General features: G+C 67.5%; 18 protein-coding genes and 1 CRISPR repeat array. Of the genes, 2 read left to right on the top strand and 16 right to left on the bottom strand.

Features of this window, described 5'->3' with window-relative positions; all coding sequences use genetic code 11:
* Positions 1-11: 11 nt before the first annotated feature.
* The 12 genes from cmr6 to SK095_RS05845 form a co-directional block, all read right to left on the bottom strand.
* Complete coding sequence (gene cmr6 / locus SK095_RS05900; protein ID WP_320548220.1) at positions 12-1,172, bottom strand: type III-B CRISPR module RAMP protein Cmr6; 1,161 nt, start codon at positions 1,170-1,172, stop codon at positions 12-14.
* A gap of 2 nt (positions 1,173-1,174) precedes the next feature.
* Positions 1,175-1,579 carry a type III-B CRISPR module-associated protein Cmr5 gene (cmr5, locus tag SK095_RS05895; protein ID WP_320548219.1) on the bottom strand — a complete coding sequence of 135 codons (405 nt, stop codon included), beginning with the start codon at positions 1,577-1,579 and terminating at the stop codon, positions 1,175-1,177.
* A 10-nt stretch (positions 1,580-1,589) separates the two neighbouring features.
* Entirely contained in the window at positions 1,590-2,477 is an 888-nt protein-coding gene (gene cmr4, locus SK095_RS05890) for a type III-B CRISPR module RAMP protein Cmr4 (RefSeq protein ID WP_320548218.1), read from the bottom strand.
* Between the two features lie 3 nt (positions 2,478-2,480).
* Positions 2,481-3,659, bottom strand: coding sequence for a type III-B CRISPR module-associated Cmr3 family protein (locus tag SK095_RS05885; protein ID WP_320548217.1), 1,179 nt, complete (start codon positions 3,657-3,659; stop codon positions 2,481-2,483).
* Positions 3,656-5,596 (bottom strand): type III-B CRISPR-associated protein Cas10/Cmr2, encoded by a 1,941-nt coding sequence (gene cas10 / locus SK095_RS05880; protein WP_320548216.1) that lies wholly within the window; start codon positions 5,594-5,596, stop codon positions 3,656-3,658. Before cas10 ends, SK095_RS05885 begins: the two co-directional genes overlap by 4 nt.
* Positions 5,586-6,767 carry a type III-B CRISPR module RAMP protein Cmr1 gene (cmr1, locus tag SK095_RS05875; protein WP_320548215.1) on the bottom strand — a complete coding sequence of 394 codons (1,182 nt, stop codon included), beginning with the start codon at positions 6,765-6,767 and terminating at the stop codon, positions 5,586-5,588. The genes cas10 and cmr1 overlap by 11 nt, the downstream gene beginning before the upstream one ends.
* Complete coding sequence (cas6, locus tag SK095_RS05870) at positions 6,764-7,672, bottom strand: CRISPR system precrRNA processing endoribonuclease RAMP protein Cas6 (protein WP_320548214.1); 909 nt, start codon at positions 7,670-7,672, stop codon at positions 6,764-6,766. Before cas6 ends, cmr1 begins: the two co-directional genes overlap by 4 nt.
* A gap of 127 nt (positions 7,673-7,799) precedes the next feature.
* Positions 7,800-8,183 carry a hypothetical protein gene (locus SK095_RS05865; protein ID WP_320548213.1) on the bottom strand — a complete coding sequence of 128 codons (384 nt, stop codon included), beginning with the start codon at positions 8,181-8,183 and terminating at the stop codon, positions 7,800-7,802.
* A gap of 207 nt (positions 8,184-8,390) precedes the next feature.
* Positions 8,391-8,709: direct repeats of the CRISPR family, unit length 37 nt; unit sequence GTCTTAATCCCCTACGAGGCGGGGTAGTCCGTCGGAC.
* 90 nt (positions 8,710-8,799) lie between these two features.
* A complete protein-coding gene (locus tag SK095_RS05860; protein ID WP_320548212.1) occupies positions 8,800-9,132 on the bottom strand; it encodes a CRISPR-associated endonuclease Cas2 in 333 nt (110 codons plus the stop codon).
* 5 nt (positions 9,133-9,137) lie between these two features.
* The gene (gene cas1 / locus SK095_RS05855; RefSeq protein WP_320548211.1) at positions 9,138-10,079 is read right to left on the bottom strand and encodes a CRISPR-associated endonuclease Cas1; all 942 of its coding nucleotides are present in this window, start codon (positions 10,077-10,079) and stop codon (positions 9,138-9,140) included.
* 15 nt (positions 10,080-10,094) lie between these two features.
* Positions 10,095-10,367 (bottom strand): CRISPR-associated endonuclease Cas2, encoded by a 273-nt coding sequence (locus SK095_RS05850; protein ID WP_320548210.1) that lies wholly within the window; start codon positions 10,365-10,367, stop codon positions 10,095-10,097.
* 11 nt (positions 10,368-10,378) lie between these two features.
* Positions 10,379-11,503 (bottom strand): hypothetical protein, encoded by a 1,125-nt coding sequence (locus tag SK095_RS05845; protein ID WP_320548209.1) that lies wholly within the window; start codon positions 11,501-11,503, stop codon positions 10,379-10,381.
* Positions 11,504-11,650: 147 nt separating this feature from the next.
* Here SK095_RS05845 and SK095_RS05840 point away from each other — a divergent pair, with 147 nt between their 5' ends.
* Together SK095_RS05840 and csx16 are read left to right on the top strand one after the other, a co-directional pair.
* Entirely contained in the window at positions 11,651-11,899 is a 249-nt protein-coding gene (locus SK095_RS05840) for a hypothetical protein (protein ID WP_320548208.1), read from the top strand.
* Between the two features lie 65 nt (positions 11,900-11,964).
* Positions 11,965-12,276 carry a CRISPR-associated protein Csx16 gene (csx16, locus tag SK095_RS05835; protein ID WP_320548207.1) on the top strand — a complete coding sequence of 104 codons (312 nt, stop codon included), beginning with the start codon at positions 11,965-11,967 and terminating at the stop codon, positions 12,274-12,276.
* Positions 12,277-12,413: 137 nt separating this feature from the next.
* On the opposite strand, the gene SK095_RS05830 is transcribed toward csx16, so the two are convergent.
* Genes SK095_RS05830 through SK095_RS05815 form a run of 4 tightly spaced genes read right to left on the bottom strand, consistent with a single transcriptional unit; the run spans position 12,414 to position 20,642 of the window.
* Complete coding sequence (locus SK095_RS05830) at positions 12,414-13,694, bottom strand: TIGR02679 family protein (RefSeq protein ID WP_320548206.1); 1,281 nt, start codon at positions 13,692-13,694, stop codon at positions 12,414-12,416.
* Positions 13,691-17,836: a TIGR02680 family protein gene (locus tag SK095_RS05825; protein WP_320548205.1), complete on the bottom strand. Its 4,146-nt coding sequence runs from the start codon at positions 17,834-17,836 to the stop codon at positions 13,691-13,693. The genes SK095_RS05830 and SK095_RS05825 overlap by 4 nt, the downstream gene beginning before the upstream one ends.
* Entirely contained in the window at positions 17,833-19,101 is a 1,269-nt protein-coding gene (locus tag SK095_RS05820; RefSeq protein ID WP_320548204.1) for a TIGR02678 family protein, read from the bottom strand. Before SK095_RS05820 ends, SK095_RS05825 begins: the two co-directional genes overlap by 4 nt.
* A complete protein-coding gene (locus SK095_RS05815) occupies positions 19,098-20,642 on the bottom strand; it encodes a TIGR02677 family protein (RefSeq protein ID WP_320548203.1) in 1,545 nt (514 codons plus the stop codon). Before SK095_RS05815 ends, SK095_RS05820 begins: the two co-directional genes overlap by 4 nt.
* Positions 20,643-20,785 lie beyond the last annotated feature (143 nt).

The following is a 20,785-nucleotide window of genomic DNA, read 5'->3' as shown; positions in this document are numbered from 1 at the left end:
GTTGGTGGGCATCAGGAGAGCAGCGTGGCCAGCAGGGCCTTGAATTCCTTGTCCTTCTTGCTGCTGACCATGAACTTCCTGTCCCTGGCGCCCTTGATCAGGGCATGCAGCCCGGCTTTTTCTGCCGGGCCGCCTTCGGCTGCTACCTGTTCGATGCCGACCTTGATGCGCTCCCAGAGCTCCGCGCTGCGGGCGTCCGAGGCTGGCATCTTGTCCGGCAGGCTTTCCAGGTAGCTTTCCAGCTCCAGTTTGCAGCGCTGCGCCGGCGAGGCGCTGGCCAGCGCCTGCTGGTGCTGGCGCTCGGCCCTCCGTTCGGCCTGTTTCAGGCGCTGGCTGTCCAGTTGTCGGGCGACTTGCTGCTGCAGGTTCGCCTCGAATTCGAACAGCCCGTAGCCGATGGCCGTCTTGGCGCCGGCCCCGACCTTCGACAGACCGTATTCCAGTGCTTCCCATACGTCATCCAGGGCGATGGCCTCGGCGCCCGGACGCGGCAGGATGGTGAACTGCAGTTGCAGGTTGCTGGCGACCAGCCAGGTGACCGGGACCGGGGAGTGCCAGTCGCCGGGCATGGTGTCGGCCTTCAGCGGATCCTTGCCGCCTTTTTCGTACCACTTGCCCATGTGCGGGGTCAGCACTTCGGCCTTCAGGTCGCAGGGAGCCACCGGCAGGGCATCGAGGAAGATCAGCGCGCCGGCCTGCTCGGCGACGTCGCCCTTGGCCTCGGTGCCGAACCACAGCTTGAGCAGCCGCTTGCGCGCCTCGTCGCTGTCGTCCAGGGCGGTTTCGATCACCGTGCGCACCAGCCCCTTGACCGCGCTGCCGGGCAGGTAGGGCATGCCGAGGGTCGGGTGCCAGGTGAAGCCGTTTTCCAGCGGGTGGGCGTTGCCGGTGCCGGTCACGAAGCGCCCGGCACAGTGGAAGATGCGCGCATCGCCAGCGAAGCTGCGGGCCATGTCGAGGGTGCGCACGGCCTTGTCGAGCAGGCGGCTCTTGAACTGTTCGCCGTAGTTGTGACGGGTACAGGTCTTCAGCCACTCGCCGCGGGCAACCTCGTCGACGCCATCGAAGTCGTCGGGATAGGCGGAGAAATAGCGCTCGAACCACAGCCCCATATGGCTGCTGTGGTCAGGCTTGGCCGGTGCGAGCAGGCCTTGATAGAGCGGCAGCACCATGCTCAGTCCTCCTTGTGCAGCAGGGCGGTGGCGAACTTCTTCAGCCACTCCAGCAGGGCCAGCGCCTCGTTCTGCGCGGCCATGTAGCAGCGGTAGTCGCTGCCGGTGATGGCCTTGAGCAGATCGTGCTCGGTGCCGTCGAAGACCCGTCCGGCCTTGTCCTGGCACAGCCACTTGCCGAGCAACTGGTAGATCAGTTCATGGCTGCTGTCGCTGCCCTTCATGCGGTAGAAGGCCAGCGCCTGGCCCAGGCCGTTCATGTGGATCAGCGCCGGGATCTGGATGATGTAGCGGCGCAGTTCGGTCTGGCGGGTCTTGTCCTGCTTCAGCAGGAAGCCTTCGATGGTCTGCAGCGCGAAAGCGGCGCGCTGCTGATCCATGGTCTGAACGTTGCGGGTGTTGTTCATGGTGCGCTCCTCAGACCTGGCCGCAGTTGAGACTGGCGCGGCACCAGCCCATGCCGGTGGTTTCGTTGCCGCCCAGCTGCAGCCAGCTGCGCTGTTCGAGCAGCGCAGAGAACAGGTCGAGCATCGCACCCGGTGCGCGCTCGCTGCCCTTGCGGCGGCTGGCGGTGGCGGTCAGCGCGACATACAGCAGGCTTTCCGGCGGCAGGGTTTCCTCGTACCAGAGCGCACCGTCCTTGACGGTCTTGCTGGCGGCATCGAGGGCGATATGCGCGTTGACGGCGGTGGCGTTGCTGGCCAGGAAGCTGAAGATGTCGTCGGGGACGATGACCAGGCGCTCCTGCAGTTCGCGGGCATCCGGGGTGCCATCGCACAGGCCGGCCAGTACCCCGGCCAGGTGTTCGATCAGTTCGCTGGCGCTGGCCTGCAGGCGGAACTCCTCGAGGAACAGGTTGCCAGCCGTGCCGGCCAGTGCTTCGGTGCCCGCGAGTGCAGGCAGCTGCAGTGCCTGCAGCTCGATGCCCAGGCGTTCCGCGTCGCGCTGGAAACGCTTGAGGATGGCCGGGCAGGTCACCCACTTGAAGCAGGATTGCAGCGAGCGCACCGGCAGCAGCAGCAGGCGGGCATCGCCGACCAGCAGGGCGCCGGCGTGGCTGCTGTCGCGCTCGCCGGCCGCGGCGGCATGTTCCGGGCCGAACAGCTCGGTCAGGTCGTCCTTGTTCATGCGGTCGTGGAAGGCGCGGGCGCGCAGCGCGCCCTTGACGGCGGAGCCGTACACGCAGGGCCAGTTGGTATGCACCTCGCGCTGGATCGGCAGGTCGATACCTGCCACCGACTGGCCGGTGCCGGCGTGCAGCGGGGTTTCGGTGGAGAGCATCAGCAGGGCGGATCGAGTGGTCATGATTCAGTTCCCGGAAGTGGAGAGGTTCGGCAGACGGCCAAGCAGCAGTTGGCCACGGCCCAGAGCAGCGTCCGGGCCACAGATCAGGTTGTGCAGGGCGAGCAGGCTGGCGGGATTGCCGTCCAGCGCCTCGACGAACAGGGCGCTGCCGGCCGGCAGCAGGCTCTGCACCGGACGCGACTGGTGGTTGGCCATGTCCCAGCCGCCTTCACGCAGCGGGCGACCACAGGCCACCGAGAGGATGCGTACCCCGATGCAGGCGATTTCGCCCTCCCAGACATCGATGCCGTTGCGCTGGGAGGCCTGGAAGCCGGCTGGAATGCCGGCCGGCATGCCGGCGGCGCAGGGCATGGGCGTCAGGGTGTAGAGCAGCAGCGGGCTGCTATCCGGCAGGCCGGGCGGCGTGAGGTCCGTATCGGCCTGGCTGCGCTGCAGGCTCAGGCAGGCCTGGCGGCCTTCGCCGCCGAGGCGGATGACCTGGCGCTCCGGCAGGTTCAGTGGCTCCAGGGCCGCATCCGCCAGCCCGTCGAGCTGCAGCTCGACGGCGACATCGTCCAGCAGGCGCAGGTGGCGGGTCTGGTAGAGCAGGCCATGGGATACGGCGCTGCGCGCGTTGTCGCGGCCGATGCCCAGGCGGGGCTCTTCGTGGAACAGGGCGCTGGCCGGGACGATCTGTTCCGGCGTCGGCGCCCGACCGGCGAGCACGGCCTGCCAGCCGGCAGCGGTCAGCCAGCACTGACCGAGTGGCTTGGCGCCGGCCAGGTTGTCCAGGCCGGCGACGCGCTCGGGAAATGCCGGCAGATGCAGCCGGCCCAGATCGCAGTGCACCGGATCGCCCAGGCCGAGGCTGAAGCAGATGCTGTCCTTGATCATCAGGGTGGCCGGCGCCGGATACAGGCGCTGTTCGCCCTTGACCAGCCAGGGACCGCGGCAGCGCAGGTTGCCGAGGTTGTCGGCATGGCCGATCAGAGCCTGCAGCTCGGCAAGCTGGGCGAACTGCCGCCAATTGGTACCGTGCCGGGCATGCCAGGCATCGCCAATGGCCGTGCGGACGGCGCCGAGCAGGGTGCGCAGCGGTGGCGGGAACACGCTGCCCAGCTCGCTGCTGCCGATGCTGCCCTGCGGGCGGGACTCGCGGAAGAACCAGGTATCGAAGGGGGTGAAGCGGCAGATCAGCGTCATTGGGAGTCCCTCTCCATGCCCTTGTCGGCGAGGAAGCGCACCAGCAGGGCGGCATCCGGGTTGAGGCCATGCGTGGTGAATTTGGCGTGGATGCCGGCGGTTTCCAGCTGGCGCTGCCAGCGGAAACTCTGCTCCAGCAATTGCACCAGCGAGATTTCGGGCAACTGCTTGCCGCGGGAGCCGAACGAGTGCTGGTATTCGGCCTGCAGCACTTTCAGGAGGGCTTCGGGCTTCATGTCCGGGAAGCCCTCGATCACCTGCTTGGCGCGGAAGAAGAACTTGCTGGAGAAGTGCGCTTCCTCGCCCTGCTGGTTGGCGAACTGCTCGGCCAGCTGGCAGATGCGAACCTGGCCGTCGGCATCCAGCGCCTTGTCCCAGGGCATGCTCCACTGTGCGGCGAGGCCCGAGGGCTTCCAGACGCGCACGGCCACGGCATCGCGGCCGGTTTCGTCCTTGGCCACCTCGTCGAGCAACTGGTGGGCATCCTGCAGCACGCGGGTCAGCGGCGTGCGGATATGCACGAACTCGATGGCGCCCGACAGGGTGGAGGGCACCCGGCCGCCGGTATGCTCCCGGAAGCAGCGCTTGTAGAAGGCCTGCAGCGCGGCGGCGGCCGGCAGGGCATCTTCCAGCGGCAGCAGGGCCAGCACGTCGTCACCGCCGGCATACACCAGGAAGCCGTTGTGTTCGCGTACCAGCTCGCCGGCCTGTGCGGTGAAGGCATTGAGCGCCTGGCTGATCGGCTCCTGCTTGCTGGTGTCGCCCATATGGCTGCCGAGCTGGTCGCCGTCCATCAGCAGGATGGCGTAGAAGGGCGAAGGCAGCGTGGCCATGCCAGCATCCTGGCGCAGCCGGTTCAGGGCCTTCAGAACCTTGCCGGCCTGTGCCTGGTCGTCGAACAGGTTGGGATTCTGCAGGGCCGAGGGGAAGTACAGTTGGCCATCCAGCCCGGCCCACAGGCGCCGGAAGCCGGCTTCTTCGCGCTGACGGCGGCGTGCGGCATCGCTGACGCAGTGGATGTCGATCTCGAAAGCCTCATCCTGCACGTGGGCGGCTTCCGAGTAGCTGGACAGTTTGCGCGCCTCGGCAGCGAACTGCTCGAAGGCCGCCAGCGGCGCCTTGTCGATGGCCTCGGCGACCCAGTGGGCGGCGGCGAGGAAGGACACCGAGGGCACCGCGCTGGGCAGTCGCCAGCCGTGGATCGTCATGTCGCTGCCGGGCAGGGTGACATGCACCTGCTCGAAGTAGCGCGAGAAGCGGCGCTTGATGAAGGCCAGCGCACAGAGCTGCTCGCCCGTGCGCAGGTCGGTCTGGATGCCCGGCTTGCCGCTGGCGGCGAGCGTTTCCCAGAAGCGGTTGACCGCCTTCATGTCGGCGGCCAGCACGCCGGACAGCTCCTGCCAGCCGTCCATCATCATGCACTTGTGGCCCGGCTCGTCCGGGGCCACCGGGTTGCGCCAGTTCTTGCGCCGGTCGAGCAGGTTGCCGCCCTCGCTGGCGGAGAGTACCCAGCTGATCTCCCAGAAGTTGGCGACCTGGCGCTGCCAGATGGTGCGGGTCTGCTCACCGGCCAGGCCGTCCAGGTCATTGCGCCATACACAGTCGGCCAGCGCCTGCCAGGCAGCGCGCACACTCTCGGTGACGCGCTGTGGCTCGAAGTCCTCCGGCACTTCGGCGGTCATCGCCTTGAAGCGGTTGGGCACGCTGCCCTGCAGCGGCGGCTGGCCGCTTTTCTTGCCGTGCAGCCAGTCCAGATAGTTGCCGTCCGGCACCGGGAAGCTGATCTTGCCGCCCTGCTGCTGGATGCAGGCCATGGCCACGCTGGACAGCCAGGACAGGATGAAGGAGCCGGCCCAGAAATCGCGGGTCCGCCGCGCCTGCGCCACGAAACCCTGCACCGGGCCGAGGGTGAACTGGAAGATCTGCTTATTTTCCATGGCGCAGCACCTTGTGATTCTTGAATCCATCGAGATAGCGGTGGATGACGTCGTAGTCCACGGCGGGGTCGGTGAGGGTATTGCTGCGGCGATTACCCCTCAGCTCGACTTCGGTATTTTTCGGCAGGAAGCGGCCGGGCAGCAGAGTCTGTACTGCCATGCACTGTCCGTCAGGAAACTCGTGGATGTGAATCAGCAGCGGGGAGGCACGACGGCTTCTGTTGCTGTCTTTCGGGGCGATCCCCAGGGAAGCCCTGCTGGACGAAAAGTAGTAGTTGTGCGGCAGGCCGAACACTCCGCGCTTGGGCAGTTCGGCAATCCGTTCGCCATTGGCGGCCTTCAGGGCGTTGTCGTGGTCGGGGACGAAGTTGCGGCGGGCCTCCTGTCGTCCCACCATGCCGTTCCGGCCATAGCTGCGATACAGCTGCATTTCATTGCCGATTTCCGCGAGGAGTGCCATCGCGTTGCTGCCGGAGCTCAGGCAGTCGATACGCGACTGGTTGGAAAGTGCTGACAAAGGTGTGTTGCCCGGGGCACTGAAATCCAGTCCGGCGATGAACTGCTCGACTTGCTCAAGGCTGCTGAAGCGATAGGGGGCTTCCGCCTTTTGGCCAATATGCTGGATCGCCAGCGAACCGAGTCCCTTGCGGGCACGGCTACCCAGGCCGCCGAACAGGCCCAGTGCAATCAAGGCTTCCTTGACTGAGTCAATGTCTGCCGCAGCGGTGCCGGGCTTGAAGCGTGCAGCGACTTGCAGGCTGCCACCTGACAGGTGGGGGCGGAGCAGCCCTTGGTTGAAGTGATAAAGCCCCTGGCCCAGCAGATAACCCAGCGAGGCAAGCCCCGGACCGGCAGGCTGCTGCCGACATCCCTCCAGCTTGCTACTCAACTGCACCCGACTCTGCACCGAATCCTTGCCATCGCTGGCCCTGCCGAAAATTTCGCCTTCGCGACGATGCAGGGCCTTCAGCGCCTCGGCCTCGTTGCCATTGGCAGCCTTGAGCACGCGCCCCCAGTTCAGTGCCCGCCACCAGAAGCGCAGGGCGCCCTTGAGCGGGGCATTGCGGAACTGCTGCGCATCGATGCCTTCCGCGGGGAAGGCGCCGCCGAGGAACATCGGCGTGGTGATCTTGTATTCGGCGGTGACTTCCACCGGCTGGATGAACTTCATGGCATGGGCTTCCCGTCATTGACAGTGGATTCGTGGGCGGCCATCAGCCGATACCCCCCCAGCCCTAGCGCGGTCTTTCCGCCGATGTGCAGCCACTGGCCAAGGGCCAGGGCATCGCGCAGGGATTGAGGGAGCGGGCCGCCGAGTTGGATTTCGCCGCTCAGGCCGTACAGCGGCATGCGCTGCTGCTGGCGGTTGGAGTGGCGGGCGTAGTGGTGTTCGTGCAGCCGGGCCGCGAAGCGCAGGGATGAGCCGAGCGCCAGCCACTCATCGAGCGCGGGCAGTGGCGTGGCGGGCACGCCATACAGCCGGTGGGTCAGCTCGAGGCGCCGGTGCAGGGCGACCAGCAGGTCGTCGATGCCAAGCTCGTGCGGGCGCAGCGGCTGGCTGTGTGGCTGGCCGGGCAGCTTGCGTTTGAACAGCAGCGGGCTGGTCAGTTGCAGGTGTACGGTCGTGCTGCCGGGTGCACAGGGCAGGCAGTGTTCATGGCCGAGCGCCTGCAGCCGGGCCGGCACCTGCGCCTTGCCCAGTCCCTGGCTGGCGGCCTGTTGCCAGGCCTGCCAGATCAGTGCGCGCTGCTCCAGCGTCGGGCCGAGCAGGGTAAAGGCGAAGTCCAGTTGCTGCCGGTTGTCGGCAGCAGCGGGCGGCGGGGTGATGACATAGGCCGGCGGGCAGTCGCGGTAGCGCAGCGGCCAGTCGCTCGGCGGCAGTGGCTCGAAGATCTGCCGGCACAGGCAGTCGGGCCGGTGTGCCGGCGCAGGGCAGCGACAGGCCAGCGCCTTGAGTGCATGCCCGAAGGCGCCGCGCAGCATGGAGCCACAGTGCTCGAGGGGTTGGAGCGGGCGTGCGAGCTGCAGGCGCAGCGACCAGCGTTCGATGGGGACTGGCAGGGCAACGGGTGGCATGACACATCCTGTGAACCGTATGACTTCCACCCGGTAGAGCGTCCGGGCGAGCGATGGCCCGGGTGCAACCTGTGAAAACCGCCACAGATTGCCGCAAGCCCGGGGTGTCAGGCAAGCCGCCACCGGATCAGGCCGCCAGTGCCGGATGCTGGCGCTGCGCCAGGTTCTCGGCCATCGCCCAGCCGGCCGCCTCGACCAGCCCCGCGCTGAGGGCCGGTGCGACGATTTGGCCGAGGAAGGGCACCAGCTTGGACAGCTCCTTGGTCAGCGTCCTGATCGGCTGCTTGAGCATGCTGTTCTTGATCGCGGCGAAGGCCAGGGCGCGGGCTGCCTCTTCGCTCAGGTTGCCGCCGAACACGGCGGCCAGGCCGACGCTCATGGCGGTCATCGCCACCATGTCCGCAGCCACGCCGGTGCCCGGCACCGGCACGAGGTTGCCCGCTCCGGCCGAGACGGCGGCGGTATAGATGATGGCGTGGCACTTGTTGCGTTGCGCGTTGGTCATGCTCATGGCGGCGTCTCCCGGTGTGGTGTGTGGGAGTGAGCATGCCAGCAGCTTGCTGAGGCGGGGGGTAGGCAAGCTTGTGACGGGGTGGGGCAGGGTAGTCCGGCGGACCGACTACGACGCCCTGACGCAGCGGTGCAGGGAGGTCTTAATCCCCTACGAGGCGGGTAGTCGTCGGACTGTCGCGCAAATTCAGCGCGAAATGCAGCACAAGTCTTAATCCCCTACGAGGCGGGGTAGTCCGTCGGACAGCAGAGGAAAGTGGCAAAGCTAACGGGGCTTGGTCTTAATCCCCTACGAGGCGGGGTAGTCCGTCGGACCCGACGCACTGTTCTCACTGCGGCATCTTGATCGGTCTTAATCCCCTACGAGGCGGGGTAGTCCGTCGGACTGCCCAGTCGTGCATGCGGTTGGCCTTGATGCCGTCTTAATCCCCTACGAGGCGGGGTAGTCCGTCGGACCGAAGTACGGCGATGCAGCCCTGTTCGCCTCGGGGTCTTAATCCCCTACGAGGCGGGGTAGTCCGTCGGACTCTAGCGGCAAAAAAATCCCTTGTAAATCAGAACCTTGCACAGGGCAAAAGGCTGATCGTTTTTTGATCAAAAAGTTGATGAAAATTTGATCAATCATGCGGCATCCAGATGCGGCTTTCCCGGTGCTCCACCAGCGGCGGCAGGCTGAAATCATACAGCCCCTGCGGCAGACAGGCAGTCCCCCAGCGATGCATCGGACGGTCGGTACGCAGCGGGTAGATCAGCAGATCGTCCTCGCTGGCGCGAATCTCCCTGGCCAGCGCCGCACGCAGCTGTTCGAGCGCCTGGAGGCTGCCCTGGAAGGCGAACAGCGACTCCAGCAGTGCGGTGGCCTGGCTGCGCAGCAGGCGGTGGACCCGTTGCAGGCGGCGCGGATGGCAGATGTCGTAGCTGATCAGGTACCAGTTGCGCGCATTGTGCATGGCGATCACTCCTGAGGCTGCAGGGCAGGAAAGTTGCTGGCCTGGCTGTCGACATGCCTGGCCAGCAGCGCGGCATAGCGACCCAGGCGACGGCTCCAGGCGGGCAGTTGGGCATGCCAGAGGCCGTAGTAGAGTTCGCGCCCGACCTTGCCCAGCAGGCAGCCGCCGTCCCGCTGGGCGAAGTGCCGGCGATCCAGCTCGCCCTCGACGAACAGCCGCACCACCCAGGCCTCGACCAGCGGGCGCAGCGGCTCCATCAGGTCGCAGGCCAGCGACATGCGCCCCGCCGCCAGCTGGTGATAGAAGCCCAGCCACGGGTCCAGGCCATGCTGCAGGCACTGGCGCACGGCTTCCTCGTGGATCAGGGTGAAGGTCAGCGACAGCAGTGCGTTGACCGGGTCCGGCGGCGGCCGGCGCTGCCGAGATGTGAAGCCCAGTTCCGCGGGCAGGCACTGCCGCCAGTGCTCGAACAGGCGGCGCTGGGCGACCCCTTCATGGCCGCGCAGGGCCTCGGCGTCCGCGCATGCCTGGACGGCACGGCTCTGGCGGATCAGCTCCTCGCGCACGGCCTGGCTGTCTGCACCCTCCAGCAGGCGACGGGCGACGGCCAGCTTGTGGCGTACCAGGCGCTGCGCCACCGGCAGGGCCAGCTCGGGCTCGCTGGTCAGCCGATACTGGCCCACCCTGCGCTGGGCCTGGCGCAGGTGGTTGGCATGCACGGCGAAGCTGTGCGCGCTGTGCCGTGCGTTGATGACGATGAAGTCGACGCCCAGGCGCTGGCAGTGACCGATCAGCCGGGTGGCCACGTTGACGCTGTGCATGCAGAGGATGCGCTGCAGGCGGGGCAGCGGCACGCTGCGCGGCGGGTGGTCCGGCTGGCGGATCAGCAGGCAGTCGCCTTCGTAGTCGAGGCTGACGTTGCGCTGGTCGATGATCAGGGTGCTCATGCGGATGGCCTCGCGTCAGTTGACCAGGAACAGGCTCTGCCCGCCGTGCGCCCAGCGCTGGCCGAGCGCACTGCTGTGGGCGGGGTGAATCCAGGCGAAGATCAGTCCGTCTTCCTCGGGCTCCAGGCGTTCGGTCAGTGTCGTGAACAGGGCTGCGGTTTCCCGCGGCGTCAGCTCGCAGTCGAAGAAGGACTTCTGGTAGCAGGCGGTGAGCGCGCGCAGGGTCTTCAGCGCCTGGCGCCGGCGGGCGTTCCGGTGGATGTCGTAGCCGATCAGTACGCGGGACATGGCGGATCTCCTCAGTTGGCTCGCGGCCAGCCATCGCGGATCTGCCGCAGCAGTTCGCTATGGCCGGCCAGTCGCAGCAGGTCGTTGAAGTCGGTCGGCTGGTGCTCGGCATGCCCGGCGGCAAACACTGGCAGCAGCACCCGGTCGCCCGGCCGGCAGGCTTGTTGTGCGTGCAGCAGGCCGGTGTTGCGCCGCGCCCAGGCATCGTGGTCGGCGAAGAACACGCAGGGGCGCTGGATCATCTGCCGCACGTTGGCCAGGTTGCCGGCATCCAGGGCGATGGCCAGCGGCCCGGGCCAGCCCAGCGCCACGCTGAGCGCTGTGAACACGCCCTCGCAGATCGCCACCGGCCAGCTTTCATGCCCCGCCGTGGCGTGGATGCAGGCGAAGGAGCCGCGCTTCATGCCTGCCTGGCGGATCACCAGTTCCTGGGTGCGTCCGCTGGCATCCAGCGGTGCGGCGTGCAGGAGCTGGAAGCCGGTGTGGCCGTGCTGGTGATTCAGCAGGCGCACCATCAATCCTTCGCCATATCGTCCATGGAAACTGCGCAGGCTGAGGCGCCCGAGCAGCTCGGGCGAGGCGTGACCGCACAGGCGCCTGGCCAGCAGGGGGTGGTCTGGTGACGGGACTTCGGTCGCGTGCCATTGCCGGCAGTGGCGCTGAAATCTCTCGAGGCGCCAGCGTGCCTCCTGCAGCTCGCGCTGACGATCCTCCTCGCTGCGTGAGGGGGAGAGCGCGATGGCGTGGCTGGTCGTGAACGGCCTGCCGGAGGTGAAGCGCAGCCAGGCCCAGCGATAGCCATGAAAGATCTGATGGACGCCGCCGTGACGGAAGCTCATGAACACCAGGCAGGGCCAGGTATCGCCGTAGCGGTTGGTGTTCAGGTGCCAGACGAAGGCGTTGCGCCCGCGGTCGCGCGGGGCGAGCACCGGAACCCGGTTGCCCTTGAGCAGGCTGCCGCAGGCGGGCAACTGCTGGCGCAGCGTATTCCAGTCGATGCCGGATTCGCCGGCCATATGGGCAATCTCGTCTCCGGCCTGGATGAGCAGGTGTCGCCAGTCGTTCAGCTGCGTCTGGCGGATCCAGGTGGCAAAGCCGTGCGCGTTGTTGCCGGCAGGGTGGGTGGCTCCGGGCATGCTGCAGCTCCGCGATCTCGATGGAGCCACTGTGGGCTGTTCGCTGTGCAAGGCAGGGGCTCGCAAGCTTGCCTGGCCGGGAAGCAGCCCCAGGCCGCGGCAACATGTGCCTCACACCGGCTTGTCACGCAGACGAGGAGAGCGCGCATGAGCGATTGGGAGGACTTCTGTGAAGGCATGGGCATCGATGCCCATGATCCGGAACAGTTCGAGGAACTGCTGGCTTCCTGGTCCCGGGAGTATCAGCAGGAGGTCGCAATGGCGATGGGGAGGGTGCCGCAGCCCAGGTCGACAGGCCTGGCCAACCCGAACTGCAGTCGTTGCGGCGGGAGGGGTTACATCGGGCGCTATCGCCACGTCGAACACGGACGTTGCTTCAAGTGCTTTCCCGGCTAGCTGTGCCTGGCTGGGGAGGTGAGGGATCGGGCCGGGGATGCGGCAAGTCGTCGAGGGAGGGAGACATGAGCAAGTGCTGGTTTGTCAGTCGCCATGCCGGTGCACGGGAATGGCTGGAACGCCAGGGGTGGACAGTGGATCGGCAGGTCGCGCATCTCGACCCCGAGCAGGTGGGAGCGGGGGATGTGGTCTACGGCACCCTGCCGGTCCACCTGGCGGCCGAACTCTGCGCCCGTGGCGCGCAGTACCACCACCTGATCCTCGACCTGCCGGCCGAGGCGCGCGGGTGTGAGCTGAGTGCGGACGAGCTGGAACGCTTCGGGGCGCGGTTGGTGAGGTTTCACTGTGAGGCGGTTCGATCGGGGGATGCAGGATAACGGTGAAGTGTCCTGCCTCCTTCAGGCGAGCGTGTGAGGGTACGGCCAGCCCAACCCGCTGGCGCCGGTCAGCGGCGCCACTGGCGAGAACAGCACGGGCCGCTCCCCGATGGCACGCAAGTTCCGCATGCCCGGTTTCAAGTTGAGCGACCCGGCTGGGCCAGATCTTCAAGCAGAATGCTGGCAACGGCTTCCTCGGCGATTGCGAGGCCGTGGGCGATCATCGTCGCACGCAGTTCTCCGTCCCATAGTGCTTCTACCCCGACGGGATCCAGGTCGCACGGTCGCTCAGGCGCTGTTGCAACCGCCTCGAGGTAGTCGCCATGCCCGAATCGCCAAGGAGTCGCCTTCCAGGTGCGTATGACATGGTTGCCGATGGCGATTCCTGGCCAATCGTAGTCGCCGTGATAGTGCAGGCGTGCGCCGGCAGCGGTCAGTTGGTCGAGCAGAACTCGCTGGGCGGCTGCGGGCATGCCGTCGGTGCAGACCAGCGGGGCACTGTCGGCGCCCAAGCGGTCGGCGACTATGGCGACGACGTTCGGGTTCTCGCAAACATAGACATGGCGACCGGCGACCTGCCAGGTATACGGCTGGCGCAGCAGTTGACGCAGCGAGAGGTAGCCAGGCTCGCCAGGCAGCCAGGTGCGAGTGGCATCCGTTGTCGATGGCAGGTTGAGGAACAGCGCGGGGCGGGCCAGCTCGTTGACGAGAACGCCTGCGCTCGACCAGACCTCGCGCAGGCGCTCTTCGGCGCCGCCACTGGTTTCATCTGTCGCTGCGTCTGCAGAGGACGTCCCGGAGCGCTTATGCAGGCGCCACGCCGACAGTACCAGGGCCGCCACAGGGCGGCCGGCATCCAGCGCATGGGCATCGCCGAGGGTCTCGGCGGCCAGTTGCGAGCGAGGCACTCCCTGCGCAGGCAGGCGGCGGAGCACGCGGTCAGCCGCGGTTAGTAACTGTGTGGCGCGAGCAGGATGGCCTCCCAGACGCTTGAGCAGAGGGCTGGACGTAGTGGTGTCTTGCAGCCAGGCGCGTAGAAGAGGGCTGCCTTCGGCTGCAGCCGATGCCGTCAGCGCCGACCATTGCGTCGAAAGTGTCTTGCGCAGACTGGCTTTCGCGACGATGGTGCCGTCCAGTCGTTCCAGCGCGTCCTTCAGCGATCTGGCAAGCCCGGCGGCGCGCAGACGCCCATTGAGGTCGGCTATGTCCAGCGTCATCGAGCGCGCGATGCGCGAGGACCGGCCGGTCAGTTGGCACAGTGCCGAGTACTCTCCCGGCTCAAGGTTGCTCAAGTGAATCGCGGACGGCTCCGCCCCTGTCTCGGCCAGTTCGTAACGGCGCCGCAGGCGCTGACGCAAGGCCGCCAGTCCTGGCCCGCCGAGCAGCCGTTGCAGGCGTGGGTCGGCTGTGATCGTCATGCCAGGGGGAACCTGCGCTCAGGGTCTTCTCCAAGTCGCCTGGAGCGGCCATCCCAGGTCCAGCGTGAGACGAACACCGCGTCGATGCCTTCGCGGCGCTGCAGTTGGCAGATCGATACGCCAGGCAGCTCCGCGTAGCAGGCCCATTCCCGTTCGCTGGTGATGACGAAGTCCAGGTCGAACTCCCGAACCAGCCCCATGCAGTGGGCTCGGGCGGTATCGTCGATGCCGGCGAAGGCTTCGTCGAGTAACATCAGGCGTGGCGCCAGTGGGCTGCCACCGTGGCCGTAGAAACTGGCGATGGCGGCGAACAGTGGTACGGTAAGACCCAGTGCGCGTTCGCCACTGGAGGCCGGGCCGGACAGCTTGCGCCACTGGCCGTCCTGCTGGCGCTGGATGCGGAAGCGGTGCCAGTAGCGGTAGTCCAGCGCGTTGGCGAGCTGGTCGAGCAGGCTTCTGCCGGCGCTATCGGCATCGGCCTGGGCGCGTTCGGCGGCGATCTGCTGCTGCAGCATCATGCCTACCGTGCGCCGGTCCTCGGTCGACCACAGGTCGGCGCTGGTATTGAGCAGGCTCTGGCGAGCGGCCGCCAGGCCGGCCGGGGCGCCTTCCTCGGTGGATAGCGGCTCCCATAGCAGGCGGTAGCGGACACCCGTGGTGGTCGGGCGTTTGTGCAGTTCGTGGTTTATCGCCTTGACGCGGTCGTCGGCAGCCCGCATCAGGCGCTGGAGTTCGGCGGCGATTTCCGCCTGGAGGTGGTTTTCCAGCACTTCGCGCTCGCGCGCCGTCAGCAGTTCGCTGCGCTGGGCGATGTCCTCGGTCAGCAGCAGCGCAAGCGTATCGGGGCGCTCGGCGCGGTTCTGGTACTGGATGGTGACGGTGATGCCCCAATCGTTGGGTTCCGCGATGGCCTGATGGTTCAGGGCGCTCAGCCCGCGCTGCAGTTCGCTCAGGTCTTCGGCGATCTGTTTCTGGACCCGGCCCCAGGTGGTCTCGTCATCGCTGATGTGAGTCAGAGCCTGCTCGATGCGTCGGGCCAGGTTCAGTGCCGGGTCGATGCTCCAGTGTTCGGGCAGCTCCAGGTCGGGCAACGCCGCCGCCAGCAGGCCGCTGGCGCTAAAGTGGCGAAGTCGATCGACGGACGTGGCGCGCGCGTCGCTACGCTCGCCAAGGGCCTGCTCGGCCCGTTCGGCGTGCGCCTGGGCTACGGCCAGCCGGTTGTCTGCTTTGCCCAGCGCCTCGCGGCGCATCTCGACGTCCTGCTCGGCCTGCCTGCGTTCGGCGCGCGCGGCGGCCAGTTTGCCCTGCAATTCTTGCACCTGCTGGCCAACCGACTGGCGTAGCGTCTCGAAGCGGACCCGGGCCTGTTCGGCCTGCTCCTCGGCGAGCACCAGGGCTTCCTCGGCCTGCTCCAGCGCCAGGCGCGCCTCGTCTTCGCGTTGTTGCTGGAGGAGCTGATCGGGCCGGGCGCGCTGCCATTCGCGCGCCGCCTCCAGCAGGTGCGCCTGGGCCTTGTCGAAGAGATCCAGGGCCGCTTCGGTGGCCGGTAGCTGCTCGGCTTCGGACGGCAGACGCAGGTCGGCCGCGTCGCCCAGCAACTGCTCGTGCGCGGCTTGCAAGGCATCTTCGGCTTCCTGGCTGAGCCTCTTGGCCAGGAGCAGACGCTGTCGGGCCTGTTCGGCAGCACGGCCGGCCTGCAGGGCGGCGGCAATCGCCTCGTGCAACGGCCGCTCGGACGGTGCTGTCTGTCTTTCGCGTTCGGCCTGGTTGCGCTCGGCTGCCAGCGTCTCGTACTGCCGTGCGAGCTGTGCTTGGGTCACATCGAGCTCGGCCAGGAAGGTGGCGAGCGTCTCCAGCCGGCGCTGCCGGGCCAGCTCCCGTGCGCGGCGGCCGATGTAGTTCGCCTCGGGCTTTGTCCAGGCCCCGGCCAGCGGCCCCAGACGATAGCGGCCATCCGGCGATAGCCAGGCCTCGGCACCGGCTGGCTCCTCTGCACCATAAGCCACTGCCGCCAGCACTGCACTCAGGGTCGCATCCGTGATCGGGCAGGCCTCGGGCAGCGCGGGAACCAGCGCGTCGTTCAGGTTGGCAGCGTTCAACGGCCTGCGCTGGCACCAACTGGAATCCAGCAGGGGCGCGCCGTCCTTGTCGTTCAGTGCGCCATCCGGCGACAGCCAGGCATCGAGCAGGCCGCTGGCCTCCAGAGCGGCTTCCAGTCCGGCACGCTCTGCGCTGCTCAGCGACGGGTGAAAATCCACCAGGCGCCAGAGCGGTGCGCCCTGCCGCTGCAGGCGCACGGCGCCGGCCCGGGTGGGAGGCTCGGGAGGCAGCGCATCCTCGCCGGCGGTCAGGCGGGCGATCTCCTCCTCGATATCGCTGAGCTGTTGGAGCAAGGTCGCGGACCTGGCATCCAGCTCGGCCTGTCGTGCTGCGTATCGCCGCAGCGCCGTCTGCCAGGTGCTGTCCAGTGCCGTTTGTGCCGGGTTTTCGCCTTCCGGACGGGCCACCCACTCGGCCAGTCGGAGCAAGGGTTGCTCTGTCTCGAAGCGCAGTTGTGCGAGCTGAGCGCAGTGCGCGGACCAGGCCTCGAGCAATGCGCTGCCCTGCTGTTCGGCCTGTCGGTCGGCCTGCTCGCGTTGCGCCAGCGCGGCGTCCAGTTCGTCGCTGACGATCCGCAGGTTTTCCTGCTTGCTCGCCAGTACCGCTCGGCGCTGGCCGACCTCGGCATGGCGCCGCTGCAGATGGGCGATGTCCTGGCGTCGACGAGTCACCAGGCTGCGCAGAGCCTCCCCGGCTGCCCGATGCTCCTGCGGGTGGGCTGCCAGCGCCTCGACTTCAAGGTGGAGCAGAGGGTTGTTCGCAATGTCTGCGGCCAGGGCGATCGCCTCGGCGCTGTCCCGCGTGCGGGTACGCGCCCTTTCCAGCTCATCGCGAGCCTGGTTGGCCTGGGCGCTCCGTTGCCGTCCAAGTTCGGTTTCGTTGTTCAGCTTGCGCTGGGCTTCGTCGCGCTGGCGGGCCGCCGCGTGGGCCGCACGTAGCCGCTCGGTGGCATGTTCCTGTTCCTGGGCGAGACGGTTGGCGTCCTGGTTGGTGGGGTCGCTCTGCAGCGTATCCACCTTCTCATCCGCGGCCGAATACGCCAGCTTTGCAGCTTGATATGCCAGATTGGCGTCATGTTGATCGCCCTGCGCCTTGGTGAGCTCGTCCTGCGCCCGGTTGCGTGCCTCGCTGGCGTTGTCGAATGCGGTCTGGGCCTGGCGCAGTTCGCGTGCCTGGCGTCTTGCCAGCATGCCGGCGTAGGTGCGGTAGCGCTGTTCGAACTGGGTGACGGTCTGCTCCAGCCGGCGAGCCTCTTCGAGCTGGATGCGATCCTCTTCCAGCTGGTTGAGCGCCTCGGCCACATCGCCCAGCAGTTCGGCGGGCAGCGGAGGCAGTGACTCGCTCAATGCGTTGGACAGGCCGGTCTCGTCGGGTTTCTTCGACAGCTGCGGCTGGCGTAGCTGGATCAGCGTATCCATCAGTGCGTCATAACGCCGTGTGCCCAGCTGGAACAGGCGTTCGTCCACGGCGCGGCGATAGAGCTGATGGTTTTCGAACAGCTGCCCTCGCCCTGCAAGTGCATCGCGCAGGCGTTCGCGAGTGAGGACATGCCGTTCGGCGGTGGTCAGCCACAGGTCCTCGCCGATACGAGAGTCCGCCGTCGTGCCGTCGCCTTCGATGATGAAGAACCAGCCGTCCACCTGCGCTCGTCCATCGACTGCCGACAAGCCGACCCCCAGGGTCAGGTAGCGGGGGCGGCCATCACGGTCGCGCCGGCCGAACTCGATCCAGCTGTAGCCGATACGGCGGGGATAGGTGCCCAGCAGGAGGTTCCAGGCCATCTTCTTGCCGCTGTCGCCATCGGGCTCGACACGGGACGGACGCAGTTGCGCGTCCAGCAGCAGCGGCAAGGTCAGCGACAACACCTTGGACTTGCCGGTGCCGTTATTGCCGCGCAGCAGCAAATGGCCGTCGTGGAACCAGAATTCCTCACTGTCGTAGTGGAACAGTTCGACGAGTCCCAGCCGCAGGGGTTGCCAGCGTTCGCGCCGGGGCTCGGGCAGTGCGGGGCGGCAGGCGGTGCTGAAGAGATCGCTGGTCATGCATCAGGCTCGGCTAGAAACAGGGATTCGGCGCTCCGGGCGTTGCGCACCTCGGTCTGCCCGAGGGAAAAGCGGGCGATGGCGGGCAACGGGAGCACGCCGCGCTGGTCGCGCCGCATCAGGCCCAGACGGCACAGACGCGCGATGGCGATTGCCGCCAGCTCGTGTTCGGCACCGGATGCGCGCGCCGACTTGCGCCAGTAATGGCCATAACGTCCCGCGGCCCCGCGCAGGAACAGGGCGATGTCGCTTTCGGCCACATGCTGCGGGACGCGGGTTTCCCGCAGGCGCCGGGCCAGATGCTCGGCCACCAGCAAGGTCACATGGGCCTCGGTGCCTTCGGCGGGCATGGCCACGTCGGTCAGTTGTCCGCTCTCGTCGATCAGCGCCAGGCCTTCGGCGCGCTGTTCGGCGACCAGTCCGGTGGCTTCGCAGAGACGGCCGGCGAGAATGCCGCGCTGATTGACGAAATAGCTGCGCGCCTCCTCGTCCAGGGTGTCGGTGTAAAGCACCGGATCGTCGAGCAGTCGTCGCGCCAGATGGTGGCGTATGGCATCGCGCCGGCCTTGTTCGCTGTCCACCGTAAAGCCGGTCACCAGCGCATGCAGCCGTGCCTCGGTGCTTCCCGGTGCTTCCTCGCTGCTCCAGGTCGAAGGGCCGCGCACCGCCGCCAGCAGGCCGGCCAGCAGGCGGCGGTGAATGTCGTAGAGCGCGTCGGACTGCGGCCCGCTGCTGTCCTGGACGAAGCCTTCTTCCTCACCGGCGACCCGTTCGAGGATGCCTTGCTCCAGCAGTGTGCGGCACACCGCGACCAGCTCGCGCCGTTCGGCGGCACCGTGCAGGGTGAAGGCAAAGCCCAGGGCCTCCAGTATCGGGCCGGCGGCTTGCTGCACGATCCGCTCGCCGATCTGCCGGAGGGTGATCTGCGGATCGGCCCGTTCCAGCACCGCCGCTGCCAGGCACAGCAGTACGTAGCGGCGCCGGTCGTAGTCCGGCAGGCCGCGGGTCGGGTCGGACAGATCGGCCGGGCGCTTGAGCAGGCGTGCACCCTCGCGATCTACATGCAACGGCCAGCCGGTCTCGCGGGCGAACCACTCGCGCAGGCGTTCGGCCTGGCGCCGGACGGCAGGGAAGTCAGCGTGGTCCGCCGGCATGAGCGGGCGCATCAGCAGGCTGCGCAGCGCTCGGCGGAACTCGTCCTGTTGCTGGGCCTTCTGCGCTTCTCCGACATGTCGGGCGCCGCGGCGGGACGAGGGGCTGTTCATGACGTTTCCTCGCTGAGCCGGATCGTCAACAGATGATCCCGACCGGAGAACACTCCGGCCGGTGTGCAGATTCGGGCGCGACTGCCCTCGGCCAGGGGCTCCAGACGAATGTGCAGCAGACCGTCGCCGGTCTGGCGCTCGACCGGACTGTCCGGATCGTGCTGCTCGGCCAGTGCTTCGCCGAGCAGGCCCAGGAACAGGCCGAAGGCATGCGTGTCGAGTTCGCCCAGCTCCGACAGGCGAATCGGCCGACCGGTCGCCAGGCGGCGACGCGCGGCCTCGACCTGGCGCGACTCTTCCGCCAATTGCCGTGCCATCAGCGCACGATCCCGGCTGCGGTCCCGTACCTTCGCCAGCGTGCCGCGCGGTGCGGCTTCGCCGTACTCGCGCAGGCGGGGATTGATGACCAGCGGTGGTGCATCCAGCCAGGAGGCGCTCGCCGACACATCGTCCGCGTCAGCAACCTCCAGCGAGAAATGCCGCGCCGGCTGCAGCGCGAATGCCGCATGCGCGAGGCGGTGGGCATCGTCGTCGCTATCGCAGGCGGCGAACCACTGTGCCAGGACACGGAAATCGGCCGAGCGGTCGCTGCGCCCGCTGCGTCGCTCGTTGATCGCCGCGATGGCACCCAGCAGCTGCGGAATCGCCGAGCGCGCCCGGGCGCGCAGCAGCTCAGCCTGGGGCGGTTCGTTGCCGCTGGCCAGGAACCAGCCGCGTAATCCCCTCCAGCGCTCGCGCCAGACATCATGGCGACGCTGCGCTTCTTCCGTCGACTCGGCGCTGCCGTCGGGTGCGGCGTCACGCGCCTCACGTACGGCGACCTGGCGCAGGACCTGGTCGATAGAGGTGGACAATTCGTGCAGCGTGCGGGCGATGGCATCGGAGCGGCGGATCAGATCGCCCATGAAGCGCTCGAGATAGTCGATCAGCCGGCGCTTGTAGGCGACCAGCGTGGTCGCGTCGGCCTGTTGCAGTTCCAGGCTGCGTGCCACTCCAGCCATGAACGCCTGGGCATTGTCGGCAAGGCTCTCGAACACCCGTACCAGGTCGCGCAGGATCTCGTGTGCCTTGGCAGTATCCAGGTTGCCGCTGGATTTCGCCTCGCTCATCAGGCGCCGCAGGGCATGCAGACGGCTGTCGATATCCTCCAGCGCGACTGTCTGCAGTTCTGCGCGGTGGTGGAGGCTTTGCGCGAATGCCGCCAGGCCAGCCTCCACCGCTTCGCCACCGTGCGATAGCCGATAGAGGAAGCGTGCGCGGTAATAGTCGTTGAGCGTGGACACGCGCGTCATGTCCGGTTGCGATTCGAGATTGCCCCAGGCAGCCAGTTGCGCCAGCGCGGCGGCGACCTCCTCCTGCGCCGGCGGTGTTCGGCTCCCCCAGTTCGCTTCGGCCAATACTTCGTCGGGCCGCAGCTGCAGACGGTACTGGCGCTTGGCGGCGGCGAACACCGCCATGATGGTGCGATAGAAGGCCGCCTTGTCGGCAGTCGCGTGGCGGAACAGGTCAGCTGAGGCCGCCTGCCAGGACGAGTCGCACATCACCAAATCCTGCTCCAGTGACCTTCCCTGATCGATGGGGCATTCTCGAACTCTCTTCGGCATTTGCCAAGCGGTCATCCGGAATGGGACTGGCTGGATGGTGAATACCGCTTCCGCCCGCAGGGCAAGCTTGCCATGGGGCC

This window comes from Pseudomonas sp. AN-1 (assembly GCF_034057115.1).
Classification (GTDB): domain Bacteria; phylum Pseudomonadota; class Gammaproteobacteria; order Pseudomonadales; family Pseudomonadaceae; genus Geopseudomonas.
This window is presented reverse-complemented; position numbering and strand designations above follow the sequence as displayed.